At 62.9% G+C, this 17941-nt stretch carries 14 protein-coding genes and 2 pseudogenes; 13 read left to right on the top strand and 3 right to left on the bottom strand.

Annotation, left to right across the window (positions count from 1 at the left end; translation table 11 throughout):
* The first annotated feature begins 12 nt into the window (after positions 1-12).
* From metZ to QO034_RS01880, 8 genes and pseudogenes are all read left to right on the top strand, one after another.
* A complete protein-coding gene (gene metZ / locus QO034_RS01915) occupies positions 13-1197 on the top strand; it encodes an O-succinylhomoserine sulfhydrylase (RefSeq protein WP_284483813.1) in 1185 nt (394 codons plus the stop codon).
* A gap of 439 nt (positions 1198-1636) precedes the next feature.
* The gene (folE2, locus tag QO034_RS01910; protein ID WP_284483812.1) at positions 1637-2737 is read left to right on the top strand and encodes a GTP cyclohydrolase FolE2; all 1101 of its coding nucleotides are present in this window, start codon (positions 1637-1639) and stop codon (positions 2735-2737) included.
* 205 nt (positions 2738-2942) lie between these two features.
* A complete protein-coding gene (locus tag QO034_RS01905) occupies positions 2943-3269 on the top strand; it encodes an antifreeze protein (RefSeq protein ID WP_284483811.1) in 327 nt (108 codons plus the stop codon).
* 15 nt (positions 3270-3284) lie between these two features.
* Positions 3285-4046 carry a hypothetical protein gene (locus tag QO034_RS01900; protein ID WP_284483810.1) on the top strand — a complete coding sequence of 254 codons (762 nt, stop codon included), beginning with the start codon at positions 3285-3287 and terminating at the stop codon, positions 4044-4046.
* Positions 4047-4229: 183 nt separating this feature from the next.
* Positions 4230-4484 carry a hypothetical protein gene (locus QO034_RS01895; protein ID WP_284483809.1) on the top strand — a complete coding sequence of 85 codons (255 nt, stop codon included), beginning with the start codon at positions 4230-4232 and terminating at the stop codon, positions 4482-4484.
* A 33-nt stretch (positions 4485-4517) separates the two neighbouring features.
* A complete protein-coding gene (locus QO034_RS01890) occupies positions 4518-5966 on the top strand; it encodes a TrkH family potassium uptake protein (RefSeq protein ID WP_284483808.1) in 1449 nt (482 codons plus the stop codon).
* Between the two features lie 59 nt (positions 5967-6025).
* Positions 6026-6448, top strand: a pseudogene (locus QO034_RS01885) (thiamine pyrophosphate-binding protein); the annotation flags it as partial.
* A gap of 232 nt (positions 6449-6680) precedes the next feature.
* Positions 6681-7664 carry an HAD family hydrolase gene (locus QO034_RS01880; RefSeq protein ID WP_284483807.1) on the top strand — a complete coding sequence of 328 codons (984 nt, stop codon included), beginning with the start codon at positions 6681-6683 and terminating at the stop codon, positions 7662-7664.
* Between the two features lie 66 nt (positions 7665-7730).
* Here QO034_RS01880 and QO034_RS01875 read toward each other — a convergent pair whose 3' ends face one another.
* Positions 7731-9470: a serine protease gene (locus QO034_RS01875; RefSeq protein ID WP_284484015.1), complete on the bottom strand. Its 1740-nt coding sequence runs from the start codon at positions 9468-9470 to the stop codon at positions 7731-7733.
* A 203-nt stretch (positions 9471-9673) separates the two neighbouring features.
* Between QO034_RS01875 and QO034_RS01870 the strand changes: the two genes are divergently transcribed.
* Positions 9674-10603, top strand: coding sequence for a glycine--tRNA ligase subunit alpha (locus QO034_RS01870; RefSeq protein WP_284483806.1), 930 nt, complete (start codon positions 9674-9676; stop codon positions 10601-10603).
* A 20-nt stretch (positions 10604-10623) separates the two neighbouring features.
* On the opposite strand, the gene QO034_RS01865 is transcribed toward QO034_RS01870, so the two are convergent.
* A complete protein-coding gene (locus QO034_RS01865) occupies positions 10624-11247 on the bottom strand; it encodes a MarC family protein (RefSeq protein WP_321169984.1) in 624 nt (207 codons plus the stop codon).
* Between the two features lie 104 nt (positions 11248-11351).
* Here QO034_RS01865 and QO034_RS01860 point away from each other — a divergent pair, with 104 nt between their 5' ends.
* The 4 genes from QO034_RS01860 (at position 11352) to QO034_RS01845 (ending at position 17750) form a co-directional block, all read left to right on the top strand.
* Positions 11352-11882, top strand: coding sequence for a DUF6446 family protein (locus QO034_RS01860; protein ID WP_284483804.1), 531 nt, complete (start codon positions 11352-11354; stop codon positions 11880-11882).
* Positions 11883-11936: 54 nt separating this feature from the next.
* Positions 11937-14186, top strand: coding sequence for a glycine--tRNA ligase subunit beta (glyS, locus tag QO034_RS01855; protein ID WP_284483803.1), 2250 nt, complete (start codon positions 11937-11939; stop codon positions 14184-14186).
* A gap of 118 nt (positions 14187-14304) precedes the next feature.
* The gene (locus QO034_RS01850) at positions 14305-16911 is read left to right on the top strand and encodes a putative PEP-binding protein (protein ID WP_284483802.1); all 2607 of its coding nucleotides are present in this window, start codon (positions 14305-14307) and stop codon (positions 16909-16911) included.
* Positions 16912-17174: 263 nt separating this feature from the next.
* Complete coding sequence (locus QO034_RS01845) at positions 17175-17750, top strand: cell wall hydrolase (RefSeq protein WP_284483801.1); 576 nt, start codon at positions 17175-17177, stop codon at positions 17748-17750.
* A 12-nt stretch (positions 17751-17762) separates the two neighbouring features.
* On the opposite strand, the pseudogene QO034_RS01840 reads toward QO034_RS01845, so the two are convergent.
* Positions 17763-17941 (bottom strand): annotated as a pseudogene (locus QO034_RS01840) (IS5-like element IS711 family transposase); the annotation flags it as partial.

Genomic DNA, 17941 nt, shown 5'->3' with positions numbered 1-17941 from the left:
CCGGAGGACAGAATGACCGGAGAATGGAAAAAACGCACCACGGCGGTGCATGGCGGCACACGTCGCAGCCAGTATGGCGAGTTGAGCGAGGCGATCTTTCTGACGCAGGGTTTCGCCTATGACAGCGCCGAGGCGGCGGAAGCGCGATTCATCAAGGCGGGCGAAGACGAATTCATCTATGCCCGCTACGGCAATCCCACGGTCCGCATGTTCGAAGAACGCATCGCCGCGCTGGAAGGGGCCGAGGACGCGTTTGCGACGGCCTCGGGCATGGCGGCGGTCTCGGGGGCCCTGACCGCCATGCTGAAGACCGGCGATCACGTTGTTTCATCCCGCGCCCTGTTCGGCTCCTGCCTTTATGTGCTCGAGGAAATCCTCACGCGGTTCGGGGTCGACGTCACCTTCGTGGACGGGACCGATCTCGATCAATGGCGCGCGGCGCTGCGCGAGGACACCCGTGCGGTGTTCTTTGAATCTGTGTCCAACCCGACCCTCGAAGTGATCGATATCCGTGCCGTCTGCGATCTTGCCCATGCGGTCGGCGCTGTGGTTGTGGTGGACAACGTCTTTGCCACGCCTGTTTTTTCGAAGGCCATCGCGCAAGGTGCGGACGTGGTGATTTATTCGGCGACCAAACATATCGACGGGCAGGGGCGCGCGCTGGGCGGAGTCATTCTCGGCACGACCGACTTCATCCGAAAGACTGTCGAACCCTACATGAAACACACCGGCGGTTCGATGAGTCCCTTCACCGCCTGGGTGATGCTGAAAGGGCTGGAAACGATGTCCCTGCGTGTCAACGCCCAGGCCGACAGCGCACTGGCCCTGACCGAGGCGCTTCAGGGGCACGCGGGTTTGTCCCGTGTCCTTTATCCGGGCCATTCCAGCCATGTGCAGCATGCGTTGTGCACCGCGCAGATGGGCAAGGGCGGAACGGTAGTGTCCCTTGATCTGAAGGGCGGGCAGCCAGCGGCCTTCCGGTTTCTGAACGCGCTGAGGATCGTCACGATATCGAACAATCTGGGCGATGCGAAATCCATCGTGACCCATCCGGCCACCACCACCCATCAGCGGCTTTCCGACGATCAGAAGGCGGCGCTGGGGATAACGCCGGGCCTTGTGCGCCTTTCCGTGGGGATCGAGGACCCGGACGATCTGATCGCAGATGTGAAACAGGCGCTTGCCGCGGCGTCCTGACGTCCGGTCGCGATGGCGGTCCGGTGAAAACCGGGTTGCCGGTTCGGTGACGGAAACCCGCGATGCTGATCGCGTGCCTCCGCTATCCCGAACCTGCCGGCAGCCAGGATCCCATGCGGCGAAAACGATCCGCCGCCCGTCCGTGCCACCCGGTGCGGATGGGCGATCCGGCGTTGTCGGGAAATGCCGATGGAAGGGGTGCCGGAAAACGGGCAGCCGCTGGAACAGGCCGGTTCTTCAAGCGTCGATTGCAGGACGCGCAAGCCCTGCGTTTACAAACGCCGCCAGTTGTGCGATCCTTGGGAAAAATATATTCCTTTCGTGAAAATTTTACCCATGTCCGGCCGTTTCACGTTATTGTTGCCGACCATGGCAAAATGGCATCGAACGGAATATGTAAAGGCTACAGGACCCGATCGGGTCATGATGGGGGCGCAACATGAACATTCATTCTCCAGACCTGAACCGGAATCCGGACCGGTCAGAAGCCGAGGCCGCACTGGATGTCCTGCGGGCATGGGCGCTGAAGGCGACCAGGTCCGAGATCCTTGATCTTGACCCGTCCATCGCGCGGCTTCTGAGCGATGCGACGCCCGATTACCCCGCGTTTTCGCGGGTCTATCCCGAGGATTTCGAGGTCACGGCGAGCTACAAATCCGACATGCCGGACTTGCAGAATGGCCCGTCCAGCCTGATCAGGGGGGCCAAGCGGCAAATCCAGCACGTCGGGATTTCGAACTTCCGGCTGCCGATACGCTTCCATACCCGTGACAACGGCGATCTGACGCTGGAAACCTCCGTGACCGGGACCGTCAGCCTGGATGCGGAAAAAAAGGGCATCAACATGTCCCGGATCATGCGCAGCTTTTACCGGCATGCGGACAGCACCTTCAGTTTCGATGTGATGGAAGCGGCGCTGGACGATTACAAGTCCGATCTGGACAGTTTCGACGCACGGATCCAGATGCGGTTTTCCTTTCCGATGCGGGTCGACAGCCTGCGCTCGGGCCTCTCGGGCTACCAGTATTACGATATCGCACTGGAACTGGTGGAAACCAACGGGGTGCGCCAGAAGATCATGCACCTGGATTACGTTTATTCATCCACCTGCCCGTGTTCGCTGGAATTGTCGGAACATGCCCGCGCCACGCGGGGGCAACTGGCGACTCCGCATTCGCAACGATCGGTCGCGCGGATTTCGGTGGAACTGGATCGCGATGCGCAATGCCTCTGGTTCGAGGACCTGGTCGAAGCCTGCCGCCGTGCGGTGCCGACCGAAACCCAGGTGATGGTCAAACGCGAGGACGAACAGGCTTTCGCCGAACTCAATGCCGCGAACCCGATTTTCGTCGAGGATGCCGCCCGGCTGTTCTGCGAGCAGCTTCATGCCGACCATCGCATCGCGGATTTCCGCGTGATCGCCAGCCACCAGGAAAGCCTTCACAGCCATGACGCGGTGAGCGTTCTGGTGGAGGGAGACACGTTCGCGTCGCTGAGTCTCGATCCGAAACTCTTTTCGACATTGGTGCATCCCGGCTGAGCCAGTTCGCCCGGAGCGGGTTTCGCCAATCCCGTGTGGCGTGTTTTTTCCTGCCTTTGCCGATGGTTGCGGCCTGCACCGGGAGCATATGCCGCAGTGCGGCATTCGTTGCTGCATCCGCAATGTAATTCCTGTATGAATCATGCACAGGAGAGGCGCGACACGTCGGATGTTCCGGCCTGAAGTCGCTTCCGGAGGCATGAATATGCATGAAGCCATCGACCGCGCCAGCGATATGGCGAAAACATGGGTGACGCTGGTCCAGTTGATATCTGACACGTATTCCGTCATGGCATTGCGGATCTTGGGCCTGTCGGGCGCTTGGTCGCTGCCGGAAGACGAAAATTCGCAGATGATCCAGGAAAAGCTGCCCGCCTTTACCGAAGCGGCCGTCGCCGGCGCCTTGACTGCCATGAGCGGGCGCGGCCCTGACAGGGTCATGCAGGCCCTGATTGCGCCCATATCCGAAAAGGCGAATGCAAACCGCCTCCGCCTGACCGGCCGGGAGCCGGCCTCAAACGACATCCAGTGACACGGAGCACACCAAATGAACTTTCTTCCCAATCCGCTTGAAGTGCAGGCCGCCTGCATCCGCATGGCGGGACACGCCGTCAGCAACAATATCCGGATCATGCAGATCGTGACCCGCTCGGCGCTTCAGGCGCCGTACATTCCTATCCGGGCGCTGCGCGCGGGTGCGGTCGCAACCTCCAAACCGGCGTCCCGCACGGTGGTCGCACCTGCCGTCAAGGCCGCCCCCAAACCCGTGACGGAGCGGGGCGCCGTCAAACCGGAAGCCAAGCGGGTCGTGCGCACGCCGAGTTCGGCGGCAAAAGCCGCAACCGCCGCCACGCCTGCGGCCAAGTCGGCTGAAAAACCTGAAACCAAACCCGCGCCAAAGCCTGTGGCGAAAAAGGCGACGGTGACGCCGGTCGCCCGCAAAGCCGCGCCGAAGAAAGAGGCGCCGGCAAAAACCGCCAAGGCGGCTCCCGTTCAGACTGGGGGCAAGGCAGCAGCGAAACCCGCGCGCAGAGCGGCGGCCAAGCCTGCCGCGCCGGCCGAAGTCGCGAAGACAGCCCCGGTTCAAAAGACAGAGGCTGGCGTTCGTCCGTCCACGGTTGCTGCTGTGAAAGCCGCGGATGCGCCCGTCAATCCGTCGCCGGTGGCCGCGTCGCCCGAGCCGGCAAAGCAGACAACAGCGCAGGCCAGCGTTTCCGCAAAGTCCAAACGCGAGCCTTCGATGCCGCCGGCCATGCCCGCCGCTGCGGTGCCTTTCGAAAAGTCTGGGACCGAAACCGACAAGAAATAGGTCCCGACCCGGTTGCATGAGCACGGCCCGCTTTCCGCGGGCCGTGTTTTTTCTTGTGCAACAAGAGCGCATCCGATCGCAAAAGCAATGCTGCAGTGCAGAAAGTATTTGTCCGGAACCGGCGAACCCGGTATTCTGAGGGCATGAAGGGAGGGAACCGGACGACTGACGAGCGAGGATTCCATGCGGAACGATCGAATTAGTCTGACTTTCCTGCGGCCCGGATGGCTGAAACGGCTGGATTGGTTTCTTGCGTCCCAGGGCCAGGGCTTCAACGCGCAAACCCTCGGCAGGTCGCGCTTGCATGAAGTCGCTGCGCTGGAGAGCCTCAGCGACGGCGAACTTATGAAACTGGGGCTGTGCCGGAACGATATTCCGGCCTTCGTGTTTTCCGACCTTCTGGAACCCGGCCCCAAAGATCGAAAGGGCGGTGCTTGACACCCTGACCGGGGCAGGCCAACGCTGCACCCCATGTTTGACATGCGTCCCGTTGGATATGTGATCGGTCTGCTGGTCGCCATTCTTGGCCTGATGATGACATTGCCGATGGTGGTCGACCTGTTTCAGGGCAACGGCCATTGGGAGGTGTTCTTCGAAAGCGGCGTCGTCACGGCCCTGACCGGGACCGCCATCGCGCTCAGTTGTTCCAATGGCGTCAGGGAAGGGCTGTCGATCCAGCAGACCTTTCTCCTGACCACCGGGGTCTGGGTTGCCTTGCCCCTGTTCGGGGCCTTGCCCCTGATGCTCGGAGCCACCGATCTCAGTTTCACCGACGCCTTTTTTGAAGCGATGTCGGGGCTGACCACGACCGGATCGACGGTGATTGCCGGGCTGGATACCCTGCCGCACGGTCTGCTGCTCTGGCGCGGCATCCTGCAATGGGTCGGCGGCATCGGGATCATCGTCGTTGCGATGGTGTTCCTGCCGGAACTGCGGGTTGGGGGCATGCAGATATTCAAGAGCGAAGCCTTTGACACGATGGGCAAGATCCTGCCGCGCGCAACCGAGATCGCCAGCCGCATCTCGGTCATCTACGTCGGCCTGACCGTGGCCTGCATCGCCTGTTATTTCGCCATGGGCATGGGGTTCTTCGATGCCGTCGTTCATGCGCTGACCACCGTGTCGACGGGCGGGTTCTCCAATTACGACGCCTCTTTCGGCACCTTCTCGGGGCCGCTGGAATATGCCGCCTCGGTCTTCATGGTCCTCGCCGCGCTGCCCTTCGTGCGCTATGTCCAGCTTCTGAACGGCAACACCAGATCGCTCTGGACCGACCCCCAGATCCGCGGATTCCTGGCCACCATCGCCTTTCTCGTGCTGCTCATGTGGTTCGAACTTCAACGGATTTTTCCGCATCACTGGGAGCAGTCGTTCCGCGAGGCCCTGTTCAACATCACCTCGATCATCAGCGGCACGGGTTATGCCAGCGTCGACTACATGGGCTGGGGCCCTCTGCTGATCACGATGTTCTTTTTCATCGGCCTGATCGGGGGCTGCGCCGGATCCACCGCCTGTTCGGTCAAGATCTTCCGCTACCAGCTTCTGTTCGCGTCGATCAAGGTGCAGATGCAGCGTATCCGCAGCCCCAACGGCGTGTTCATTCCCCGTTACGGCGGTCGCAGGATCGACGATGACGTTCTCAGTTCGGTCATGTCCTTCTTCGTGTTCTTCGTGGTGACGCTGGGCATCGTCAGCTGGGGACTCGCCTTGACCGGGCTCGATTTCACCACGTCGGTATCCGGTGCGGCCGCAGCACTGGCCAATATCGGTCCGGGTCTTGGCGACAAGATCGGTCCGGCGGGCAATTTCGGCGGTCTCAACGATGCCGCGAAATGGATCCTGACGATCGCCATGCTGATCGGCAGACTGGAGCTTCTCGCGGTCTATGCCATTCTCACCGTTCAATTCTGGAGGGCCTGACGACCGAAGAACCGGTAGTGGTGGCACCGCGCCGCCCCCTTGGCGCGCAGATTTCCCACATGCTGAGGGCTCGCGGAGTCGAAGTGATCTTCGGCATTCCAGGTGTGCACAACCAGGAAATGTATCGCGGCATCGAAGAGGCCGGGATCGCCCATGTGCTGGCGCGCCACGAACGGGGGGCCGGGTTCATGGCCGATGGCTATGCGCGGGCGACCGGCAAGCCGGGGATCGCCTATGTCATCACCGGCCCCGGCGTCTGCAACATCATGACGCCGATGGGGCATGCCTATTCGGACTCCGTGCCGATGCTGGTGCTGTCGTCCTGCCTGGACGAAACAGCGTTCCGCAAGGGACCGTCGCACCAGATGAACGATCAGGAAATCGCCGCCGGCACGGTCTGCGACTGGTCCGGGACGGCGCGGACCGCCCATGCTGCCTATGGGCTTGTGGAACGGGCGTTCGAGGAATTCGAAACGCGGCGCCCCTGTTCATTCTTGGCGGCGGCGCGAGCGGCACGTTCTGGCGGCCGATCATGTCCCAGACGGGTGCCGCCTGTTTTCAGACCGATGCCGGGCGGCGTCGGGGCGGGCGGACCGACGCTGATCCACCTGACGCCGGAATTGACCGTCTGAAGGACAGGGGCGACAAGCCTTGACAACCTGCGGTCAAGCGCCACTCTTTTGCCAAGGATGTTCAACCAGCGAGGCAATCTCCATGTTCCTGTCGAATCTGCGTTTCGGTGTCGCCCTGGCCGGCGCACTCCTGTCGACCGCGGCCTTCGCCGACCCATTGCCATCCTGGAATGATGTCGACGCCAAGTCGCGGATCACCGCCTTCGTGGAGTCCGTCACCGACCCGCAGGGCGACAGCTATGTCACGCCCGGCGACCGGGTCGCGGTGTTCGACAATGATGGAACGCTCTGGGCGGAACAGCCGGCCTATTTCCAGCTGTTCTTCGCGATGGACCGTGTTTCGCAACTGGCCGAAGCCGACCCGTCGATCCTGACCAGCGACGTTCTGAAAGCCGCAGCCGCGGGCGATCTCAAAGGCGTCTTCGCGGATGGCGAGAAGGGATTGCTTGAGGTCATCAACCTGTCGCATTCGGGCATGTCCGTCGATGCGTTCATCAGCGATGTGCAGGGCTGGCTGGACACGGCGCGGCATCCGGAGACAGGGATGGCGTTCGATCAGATGATCTACCAGCCCATGCTGGAATTGCTCAGCTACCTGAGGGACGAGGGGTTCGAGACCTATATCGTGTCGGGCGGCGGGGTGCATTTCATCCGGGCCTTCGCCGAAACGGCCTATAACATTCCACCCGAACAGGTGATCGGCAGCGCGACCAAGACCAGCTACCAGATCGTCGATGGCGTGCCCCTGGTGGTCAAGGAACCCGGCATCGCCTTTGTCGATGACAAGGCAGGCAAGCCGGTCGGCATCGATTCGAAGATCGGCAAGAGGCCGATCTTTGTCAGTGGAAACTCGGACGGCGATTTCCAGATGCTGGAATGGGCGACCGCGGGTGAAGGCCCCCGGTTCGGGCTGATCGTGCACCATACGGACAGCGCGCGCGAATATGCCTATGACCGGGACAGCCATATCGGCCAGCTTGCGCGCGGACTGGACGAAGGCCCGGAACGGGGGTGGCTGATTGTGGACATGGCCAGGGACTGGGCCCGGATCTGGCCTGCAGAATAGCGGCGATCCGGCCACGCTTGTCCAGGAAAAGCGCCGTGGGCGCCGTGGGCGGCGGCGGCCTTCGTTTCAGTCCCAGCAATTTACCAGCACGGTGACGGCAGTCGCCATCCGCGACATGTCGTCGGGGGTCAGCGGCGCATCGTCGGCGGCATCCTGGACAGGTATCCCCGCTGCGTCGAGAACGGACCGGATGGCACCGGCGCCGGTTGCAAAGCTGACGTCTTCCGGCAGCTTCTGGCGTGTTGCCGGCGGCGGCAGAAGCATCCCGAGCACGGCGCCGCTGGCGTCGATCACCGGGCCGCCGGCATCGCCGGACTGGGCCGTGAGCGTCAGCCGGGTCAGGTTCGTGTCGCCGTTCAGCCCCTTGACATCGGCCACGGATCCGAAGGTCAGGGTCGGCGCGCCCAATACGCCATCATAGCTGAATCCGGATACCGCGATTTCGGACCGCAGGCGGCCTGCATCCGATTTGAAACGGGCCACGGACATGGGCGCCAGGGCTTCCTTCGGGCGCAGGACCGCGAGACCCAGCGCGCTGTCGCTCAGGACGACGCTGGCTTCATGGTCATCGTTCAGGGTCAGGCGCGAGCAGCCCTGAACCGCGTCCGATGTGGTCAGCACGGCGCCCCGGCCGTCGACGAAGAATCCCGACCGGGTCAGGCGCGGCTTGCGGATTTCCAGCCCCGCAAGGAGATCGATGGTCTGGACCGCGTTGCCGTCGGCGTAGGGGGCGAGAACGCCATCGATGCGGGTGAAGCTGGCGCGCATCGCGTCCAGAACCCGGTTGCGCCGTGCCTCGTCATCCGCCGGCCAGACCAGCGTGAAGCCCTTGATCTGGCCGTTTTCCAGCGCCGCTTCGGTGTGGGATACGATCCCGTTTCCAACCCCTTCGAGCGTGAACGCGTTGCCCGAACGGCTGCGTGGCCCGTTCAGCGGCACGATTTCCAGCGTCTGCATGATGTCATAGAGGCCTGACAGAGTCGCTTGGGTGCCCGGCTGGCTGATCAGCAACACCCTTGCCCCCAGTTCGGTCGTCGCATCGTAGTGTGCGAATGGCGTCTCATACCGGGAAAACGCCACCACACCCGCAGGAAGGTCGATCGCGATGCCTGCCTGAGTGTCTCGCACAGGGGCCATGCCGACGCTGATCAGGGGGGCATTGTATTGATCCATCAGCAGTTTGCGTTGCGCGGTGGTCAGGACACCCGTGACCTCATGGCCATTGCTGAACTGCCAGTCCGACATCGACTGCCTTGTCCCGGCACCGAAGGCTCCGTCGATCGTCGAATTGTAGAACCCGGCCGCGCGCAGCGCGATCTGCATGTCTTGCCGTTCCCGCATGGTCAAAAGCTGTTCGCCGCGGCGCGCCTCGGCAGGTGTTTCCTCTGCGGGCGTCAGCGGCGTCGCGGCGGTTTCCGCCGTGCCTGTCGCCGTCACCGGCGCGGGGATCGTCCCGCGGTTCAGCAGATTGGCGCCTTCGGGCCAGTATTGCGCACCGAGGTTCCGGGAATAGGCGATGAAGGAATCTCCGGGTATCAAACGGTCAGCCCGATAGCTGCGCAGCACCCGTTCCGCGTCCTCGCGCAGATAGGGGCCAAGCAGGATGCCATACCAGCTGCCGCCCAGCGAAAACCCTGTCACATCCGCAAGACGCGCCGAAAAAATCTCGGCCCTTTCGCGGGCGACGCGCAGATTCGGGTGCGCCTCGATCTGCACCCAGACCACGTCCGGAACCGCTTGCTGCGCCGTTGCGGTGCCGCCCCAGGCCAAAACCGCCACACACAGGACTGCGAAAAGACTTCTCATCATGAAAACCTTGCCCGATTTGCCGAATATTTGGCGCAGATAATCAGGATTGACCGCGCAATTCCATGCCAATCGGGTCACATGTCCGACAGTTTGCGCCGTTGACCCCGTAGGGACACAGGCATAGGTAAAGGCCGCGCCGGATCGAAGCCTCCGGCCAGCCCAGACGACCATCGCGACACGTTCAGAACAGGGACCGCAGAATGACCGACACGACCCGACCTCCGCGGTCCTTCCAGGAGGTGATCCTGCGGCTGCAAGCCTATTGGGCCTCCCGTGGATGCGCGATCCTGCAACCCTATGACATGGAAGTCGGGGCGGGCACATTTCACCCCGCCACGACGTTGCGCAGCCTGGGAAGCATGCCATGGGCGGCCGCTTACGTGCAGCCCTCCCGCCGTCCGACCGATGGGCGATATGGCGAGAACCCCAACCGGTTGCAGCACTATTATCAGTATCAGGTGCTGATCAAACCCAGCCCGCCGGATCTTCAGGAACTCTATCTCGGTTCCCTGTCCGCCATCGGCATCGACATGGACCTGCACGACATCCGGTTCGTCGAAGATGACTGGGAAAGCCCGACGCTCGGCGCCTGGGGTCTGGGATGGGAGGTCTGGTGCGACGGGATGGAAGTCAGCCAGTTCACCTATTTCCAGCAGATCGGCGGCCATGACTGCACCCCGGTTTCAGGCGAACTGACCTACGGGCTGGAACGGCTGGCGATGTATGTGCTGGGCGTCGAACACGTGATGGACATGCCGTTCAATGACCCCGACGCACCGATCCCGCTCACCTACGGGGACATCTTCAAGCAGACCGAAGAGGAATACGCCCGCTGGAATTTCGACGTGGCCGACACCGCCGTGCTGCTGCGCCACTTCGAGGAGGCCGAGGCCGAATGCGCGGCGATCCTGGCCCTTCCGGCGGACGATCCCAAGACCGGCAAGCGCATCGTCATGGCGCATCCGGCTTATGACCAATGCATCAAGGCGTCGCACATCTTCAACCTGCTGGATGCGCGCGGCGTGATATCCGTGACCGAGCGGCAGGCCTATATCGGGCGCGTCCGGGCGCTGGCCAAGCAATGCGCCGACGCTTTCGTCACGACCGCTGCCGGGGGGCAGGCGGCGTGAATCTGCGCGCCATCCTTTTCTCAGGTCAAGCCCGGCAGCAGGGCCTTCAGCCCGGTGGCGATCATCTCGACCGCGATGGCGGCGAGGATCATGCCCATCAGCCGGCCCATTATGACGCGCGCCGTGTCCGACAGCCATTGTCCCAATGCCCCGGCAAAAAACAGCACCACGCCCAGGAGGCCCAGAACGCCCAGGAACACGACGGCCAGAGCCAGCGGTTCAGCGGCGGTGTCGGCCTGACCGAAGAACACGATCAGCGTCGTGATCGTGCCCGGACCGATGATCATCGGAAAGGCCATCGGATAGAAGGCCACATCGGCCGGGTCGGGGTAATTCGCCTGCTCGGCCTGGGAGCCGTGATGGGAGGCGTTGCCCGATCCCTGCAACATGTCCAGCCCGATCTTCAGAACAACCAGCCCGCCGGCGACCCGCATGTCGTCCACGGTGATTCCGAACAGCTTCAGCACCTGCGGGCCCGCGGCGGCGATGACCGCGCCCATGATCAGCGAATAGACCACCACCTTGACCGCCACCTTCCGCTGCACCGCGGCCGGTTCGCCTTCGGTCAGGCTCAGAAAGATCGGCAGGTTGGTGATCGGGTTCATGATCGCGAAAAGCGCGCCAAAGAACTTCACGGCCAGCACGGTATCCAATCGGGTGCTCCTTTCGCGGCAGGGAGAGGGATGGCGCCATCTGATCCGCGCGGCCCGGCCATTTCAACCCCCAAGGCGTTTGCGGAGGGCCGAACATGCTAGGCAAGCTGGTCGCGCTTTTCCTGCTGGTCTCGGCGATTCTGGCGGCGGGCGCGCTCTATTACCTGCAGGTTTACTGGTTTTACGCCGAAGTCACGCCGGCGCCGGGGCAGGACGTGCTGCTGATGCCGCTGAACGGCGAGATGCCCGAACCGGTGTCTTATGCCGATTTTACCGCCATCGACGCCGACAGTTCGCCGATCCGCTACCGCGCCTGTTTCACGACGACGGAGTCACTGGACCGTCTGCGCGCAACCTTTGTCGAGGTGGAATCGGTCACCCCGAGGAATGCGCCGGGCTGGTTTGACTGTTTCGACGCCGAAAGCCTTGGCCGGGAACTGGAAGCCGGCACGGCCACGGCCTTTCTGTCGATCAAGAACGTGCACTACGGCGTGGATCGCATCACCGCGATTTCCCGGGGCGGCAACGGCTATGTCTGGCACGAACTCAACGATTGCGGCAGCAAGGCCTATGACGGCACCGTGGTCGGTGAGGAATGTCCGCCGCGGCCCGCGCCCGAAAGCTGAACCATTTCATGACCGCCACGCGCCCCTGCGCCACCGACCTTTCAAGGACCCGCCATGCCTGACTTGTTGATCGAACTGTTTTCCGAAGAAATTCCCGCCCGGATGCAGTCCCGCGCGGCGGAGGATCTGAAAAAACGCATGACGGACGGTCTTGTGGAGGCCGGGCTGACCTATGCGAACGCGGCCGCCTTCGCGACGCCGCGCCGCTTGTGCCTCGCGGTCGAGGGGGTGTTGGCGCGCTCGCCCGACCTGCGGGAAGAACGCAAGGGACCGCGTGCGGATGCCCCGGAAAAGGCCATCGAAGGCTTCATTCGCGGGGCAGGGATTTCGCGCGACCAGTTGCTCACGCGCGACACGCCAAAGGGTCCGGTGCATTTCGCCGTGATCGAAAAGCCGGGTCGCGCCGCCGCCGACATCGTCGCCGAGGTGCTGGACACGACGATCCGCAATTTTCCTTGGCCGAAGTCGATGCGCTGGGGGGCGGGGAGCCTGCGCTGGGTGCGCCCCTTGCAGTCGATCCTGTGCATCCTGTCCGACACGGACGGCAGCACGGTGGTTCCGCTGTCGGTGGATGGCATTCAGTCCGGCAATGTCACTTTCGGGCATCGCTTCATGGCTCCGGACCCGATCACCGTCAGTTCGTTCGAGAACTATGTTTCCCAACTCAAGCGCGCCAGCGTGGTTCTGAATGCGGCGGAACGGGCCGATCACATCTGGGCCGATGCCACCAACCTTGCCTTCGCCGCGGGTCTGGAAGTGGTCGAGGACAAAGGCCTGCTTGACGAGGTCGCGGGGCTGGTGGAGTGGCCTGTGGTTCTGATGGGGCGGATCGACGACAGCTTCCTGGATCTGCCGCCGGAAGTGCTTCAGACCAGCATGCGCGAACATCAGAAATTCTTTTCGGTGCGCGATCCGAAGACCGGGCGTATCGAACGGTTCGTCACCGTGGCGAACCGTGAAACGAAAGACCAGGGCGCGACGATCCTGGCCGGCAACCAACGGGTGTTGTCCGCGCGGTTGGCGGATGCGAAATTCTTTTGGGAGAACGATCTGCGGGTGGCGCGATCCGACATAAACGCCTGGGTTCAGTCGCTTGAAAACGTTACATTTCACAATCGCCTGGGAACTCAGGGCGATCGTATCCGCCGTATCCGGGCACTGTCGCGCAGTCTGGCAGCATCGACCGGAGCAGCGGCCGGCGAGGCGGAACAGGCCGCTGGTCTCGCCAAAGCCGATCTTTCAAGTGAAATGGTTTATGAGTTTCCGGAACTTCAAGGGCTTATGGGGCGTTATTACATCGCTGTGGCGGGTTTCGATCCGGCAATAGCCGCTGTCGCGGAAGATCACTATTCACCGCTTGGCCCCGCCGACGCAGTCCCTACGGCGCCACTGTCCGTTACCGTGGCGCTGGCGGACAAGCTGGATCTGCTGACGGGGTTCTGGGCGATCGGCGAGAAGCCGACCGGATCCAAGGATCCCTTTGCCCTGCGCCGCGCGGCGCTTGGTATCATCCGCCTGATCCTGACCAACGACTTGCGCCTACCTCTGGATCCCTGGATTGACCGGCAACTGCTGGTTCACAAGATCCACCAGAACGCGGCGGCGAGCGAAAAGGACCTGTCCGCCCTGAACGAGGTGCTGGACGAAATCGCCGATCACGGTGTTTTCGGGGCGGCGTTTCGCACGGTCCTGGACCGGCTCAAGGGGGATGACGCGCCGGACCTGTCGGATGGGTCCCTGTTGCGCACCATCGGCGATCTGGTTCCGGATCTGTCCACTGATCTTCTGGTGTTTCTCCATGACCGGCTAAAGGTCTACCTTCGCGACCTGGGCGTGCGGCACGACATCATCGACGCCTGTATCGCAATGCCCGGAAACGACGACCTCAATCAGCTGGTCAAACGGGCTTATGCCTTGAATGATGTGCTGAAGACATCGGATGGCGAGAACCTGTTGCAAGGGTTCAAGCGCGCCAACAACATCCTGACCCAGGCCGAAGAGAAGGATGGTGTCGAATATTCTTTCGGCGCCGAACCGAAATTCGCGGAAACTGACAGCGAACGCGACCTGTTCGCCGCGTTGCAGGTTGCGGAAGGTGACATATCGTCTGCCCTGGCGGCCGAGGATTTTCCGGCGGCGATGTCGGCGATGGCGGCCCTGCGCGCGCCGATCGACGCCTTTTTCTCCGATGTTCAGATCAACAGCGACAATGCCGTTCTGCGGCGCAATCGTTTGAACCTTCTGAACCAGATCCGCAAACTCTGCCTGTCGGTGGCGGAACTCACGGCAATCCAGGACGGATGATGGCTTGCGATGCCGTCCGTCGGGCGGCATTGCCACAGTCCCGCCACAAAAACGCGGTTCATCGTGACTTCGTCGCCCCGTGCGGTGCCTTTCCCTTGCGCCGGACGTCGCCGCGCTTATGGTGCATTCCGAACCCTTCCCGTGCCGCAGTGCAGAATGGACGCGAAGCGACGCAGTGCATAGCAATCCGCATACCACGCTGATCACGCCGGATGCTCCGGTCACGGCCGCCACGCACGGCGGCCGGGCGAAATGCCTGCAACGCCTGGTGCGGCTCGACCTGCCGGTGCCGCGCACCGTGGCGCTTTCCTTTGACGCCGTGCATCGCATCGCCAAGGGTGAATTGCCGGATATCGCGGCGATCCTGGACGAGTTTCCGCCCGATACCCTTCTCTGTGTGCGCCCGTCGTCCGAAGATCCGGACTGGGGCGGACCCGGCGCGGTTCTGAATATCGGCATGAACGACGCGCGCTACGTGGAATTCTGCGATTCGCTCGGCCACGACGCCGCGGCGGCGCTGTATCTGCGCTTCGTTCAGGCCTATGCGGTGCATGTCGCGCGTCTTGACCCGGACATGTTCGACGACGTTTCCGATGAGAGCGCACATGGACTGCGCGAAACCCTGCACGCCTACGAGGCCGAAACCGAAGAGCCGTTTCCGCAGGACTTGGCCGAACAGTTGGCCGGTGTCCTGCGGTCGATGGCGCGCGCCTGGGAAGGCACATCAGCCCGGCTGTTGCGCCAGGCCAAGGGTGCGCCTGCCGATGCCGGGCTGGGGCTTGTGGTACAGGCGATGGTGCCCGGAGTCGGGCAGGGCGAATGCGGGTCGGGCGTGCTGCAACTGGTCGACACCACGACCGGACTTCCCCAGATCACCGGGCGATACCTGAGCCAAAGCCAGGGGCGCGACGCGCTCGGGGCGGGGGTAGAGGCGCTCTACCTCGAAAAGGACGTGCGGGGCCGGTCGCTGGAAGATGTCGCGCCCGCGGCCTTTGCCGATCTCAAGCGCCATGCGGCCCACATGCGGGAAAAGCTGCGCGAGGAAATGCAGGTCGAGTTCGTGATCGAAAACGGCCATGTGCACATCCTCGACGGTGTACGGGTCGCGCGCGGCGGCCGCGCGGCGGTCCGGATCGTCGTGCGGCTGGTGCAGGACGGCATCCTGACACCCCAGGAAGCGGTCATGCGCATCGAACCTCATTCGCTCAACGAGCTGTTGCACCGGCAGGTTTCGCCCAAGGCGAAACGCGACGTGCTGGGGCGCGGCATCCCCGCCAGCCCCGGCGCCGCCACCGGACGGATCGTGTTCACCTCGGCCGATGCGCAGGCGGCGGCGTCCCGGCGCGAACCCTGCATCCTCGTGCGGCGCGAAACCTCGCCCGAAGATATTCGCGGCATGCATGCGGCGGCGGGCGTGCTTACGGAACGCGGCGGCATCACCAGCCACGCCGCGGTGATCGGGCGGGGATTGGGTCTTCCATGCATCGTCGGGGCATCCGAGATGACGTTTCTGACCGACAAGAAACAGATCGTCGTTCCGGACGGACGGGTGCTTCGGGCCGGCGACATCATCACTCTGGACGGGACATCGGGCCAGGTGCTGGCGGGTGAGCCCGAGATGCTCGAAGCGGCGCTCGACGATGCGTTTCAGACCCTGATGGGCTGGGCGGAAGACGCCAGCGACATCGGTATTCGCGCCAATGCCGACAGCCCCGCCGACGCCCAGACCGCGCGCAATTTCAACGCCGAAGGCATCGGGCTTTGCCGCACGGAGCATATGTTCTTCGAGCCCGGCCGCCTGACGGTCATGCGCGAGATGATCTTTGCGGAATCCTCCGCCGACCGTGCCGCGGTCCTGGAACGCCTGTTGCCGATGCAGCGGGACGATTTCGTGCAGCTGTTCCGGATCATGCAGGGGCAACCGGTCTGCATCCGCCTTTTCGATCCGCCCCTGCACGAATTCCTGCCCGCGACGCGGACCGGGCAACGGGAACTGGCCGAGGCGCTGGGCCTGCCCGTCAGCGACGTGATCCGCCGGATCGAGGCGATGGAAGAATACAACCCCATGCTGGGCCTGCGGGGTGTGCGCCTTGGCGTTACGGTGCCCGAGATCTACGACATGCAGGCGCGCGCGATCTTCGAGGCGACGCTGAAGGCCAGTCAGGACGGCGATCCGGTGGTGCCGGAGATCATGATCCCGCTCGTCAGCGCCAAGCGGGAAGTGGAACTGGTGAAGCGCCGGGTCGATGCGGTGGCGGCGGCGGTGCGCGCGGAACAGCGTCAGGCCTTCGATTTCCGTCTCGGGGTCATGGTCGAAACGCCGCGCGCCTGCCTGCGCGCCGCCGAGTTTTCGCCCTACACCTCATTTCTCAGCTTCGGCACAAACGACCTGACCCAGATGACCTACGGCCTGTCGCGCGACGACGCCGGCCGGTTCATGTCCGACTATGTGAACCAAGGGGTGTTCCGGGAGGATCCATTTCACGTTCTGGACACCGATGGTGTCGGAGAGTTGCTGAAACTGGGGGCCGAACGGGGCCGGGAGACCAACCCGGGAATCACCCTGTCGATCTGCGGCGAACATGGCGGAAATCCCGAATCGATTGCCTTCTGCCGCGCGGCTGGATTCGACTATGTTTCGTGTTCCCCGTTCCGGGTTCCGGTGGCGCGACTAGCTGCCGCACATCTTGCAATCGGACAAAATGTAGGCCGTGAATTGACTTAGATCCCTGCATAGTGTGTTTCCACACTATGGATTGTCCGGCGAAAAAACGCCGGTTTCCGCTCATTTCCCTCTTGCAAATCCCCTGAAACTGGACCTTTCGAATTTTCTTGACTAAGGGCTGCCTTGCGCGCGTCGCAAGATGGCTCGGTCGAGCCTGTTCTTTGGGGGTTGTTATGGATCGTACTATCGCCGCTTCAGCGGTATTTTTTTTGATGCTCTTATGGGGGGGATTTGCCCCTTCGGATGCTCATGCCGAAACCGAAATGCGGAACGAAGTTCTGGCTTCTGTCGCGGATGAACCAGCCGGGCTGGGGTCCTATCTCAACAGTTTGCTGAAACCCGCACAGCCGAAAGCCAAGGCAAAGGCCAAGCCGGTCGCGGCGAGCTTCTCCAAAAGCTGGCTGGACAGCCAGCCCCCGGCTGAAGGCGGGGAGCAGTGGCGGTGCCTGGCCGAAGCGCTCTATTTCGAAGCGCGCGGCGAAACCGTGAAGGGGCAGTTCGCGGTGGCCGAGGTCATCCTGAACCGTGTCAAGAGCGCGCGCTTTCCGGATTCGCTCTGTGGCGTGATCCGGCAAGGCACGGGTCGGAAATACCAGTGCCAGTTCACCTATACCTGCGACGGCCGCAAGGAAGTTATTGCCGAACCCAAGGCATTCGAACGCGTGTCCAAGGTCGCCCGCGCGGCGATGGACGGGCAATCCGGCGACTTGACCGGCGGCGCAACGCATTATCACACCACTTCCGTGCGGCCGTCCTGGGCGCGTGTCTACAAGCAGACCGCCCGTATCGGGGTTCACGTTTTTTATCGCCATACCTATCGCACGGCGAGCAACGACTAGGCGGCGTCTGCATTAACCGATCCATGCCATTGCGCAAGCAAGATCAACGAACGCTTTGAATGAGCTGACGGTCTTTTCGCAGCGCAGTGCGATACGGCGGAATCGTTTGATCCGATTGAAGAAACACTCGACCAGATGGGGCTCCTTGCAGAGCCTCCAGTCGATGGGATAGCGCGTTGCGCGGGTCGGGT

It is taken from the genome of Sedimentitalea xiamensis (assembly GCF_030164465.1).
In the GTDB taxonomy this organism is placed as follows: domain Bacteria; phylum Pseudomonadota; class Alphaproteobacteria; order Rhodobacterales; family Rhodobacteraceae; genus Sedimentitalea; species Sedimentitalea xiamensis.
The sequence above is the reverse complement of the archived record's forward strand: the minus strand, read 5'-3'. Positions and strand labels throughout refer to the sequence as shown.

What these genes read in the sequence shown, in the direction of transcription:
- QO034_RS01890 (WP_284483808.1), top strand. Translation starts at nt 4,518, where the DNA reads ATGTTTGACATGCGTCCCGTTGGATATGTGATCGGTCTGCTGGTCGCC.
- glyS (WP_284483803.1), top strand. Translation starts at nt 11,937, where the DNA reads ATGCCTGACTTGTTGATCGAACTGTTTTCCGAAGAAATTCCCGCCCGG.
- metZ (WP_284483813.1), top strand. Translation starts at nt 13, where the DNA reads ATGACCGGAGAATGGAAAAAACGCACCACGGCGGTGCATGGCGGCACA.
- QO034_RS01870 (WP_284483806.1), top strand. Translation starts at nt 9,674, where the DNA reads ATGACCGACACGACCCGACCTCCGCGGTCCTTCCAGGAGGTGATCCTG.
- QO034_RS01880 (WP_284483807.1), top strand. Translation starts at nt 6,681, where the DNA reads ATGTTCCTGTCGAATCTGCGTTTCGGTGTCGCCCTGGCCGGCGCACTC.
- QO034_RS01850 (WP_284483802.1), top strand. Translation starts at nt 14,305, where the DNA reads ATGGTGCATTCCGAACCCTTCCCGTGCCGCAGTGCAGAATGGACGCGA.
- QO034_RS01860 (WP_284483804.1), top strand. Translation starts at nt 11,352, where the DNA reads ATGCTAGGCAAGCTGGTCGCGCTTTTCCTGCTGGTCTCGGCGATTCTG.
- QO034_RS01905 (WP_284483811.1), top strand. Translation starts at nt 2,943, where the DNA reads ATGCATGAAGCCATCGACCGCGCCAGCGATATGGCGAAAACATGGGTG.
- QO034_RS01845 (WP_284483801.1), top strand. Translation starts at nt 17,175, where the DNA reads ATGCGGAACGAAGTTCTGGCTTCTGTCGCGGATGAACCAGCCGGGCTG.
- QO034_RS01900 (WP_284483810.1), top strand. Translation starts at nt 3,285, where the DNA reads ATGAACTTTCTTCCCAATCCGCTTGAAGTGCAGGCCGCCTGCATCCGC.
- folE2 (WP_284483812.1), top strand. Translation starts at nt 1,637, where the DNA reads ATGAACATTCATTCTCCAGACCTGAACCGGAATCCGGACCGGTCAGAA.
- QO034_RS01875 (WP_284484015.1), bottom strand. Translation starts at nt 9,470, where the DNA reads ATGAGAAGTCTTTTCGCAGTCCTGTGTGTGGCGGTTTTGGCCTGGGGC.
- QO034_RS01895 (WP_284483809.1), top strand. Translation starts at nt 4,230, where the DNA reads ATGCGGAACGATCGAATTAGTCTGACTTTCCTGCGGCCCGGATGGCTG.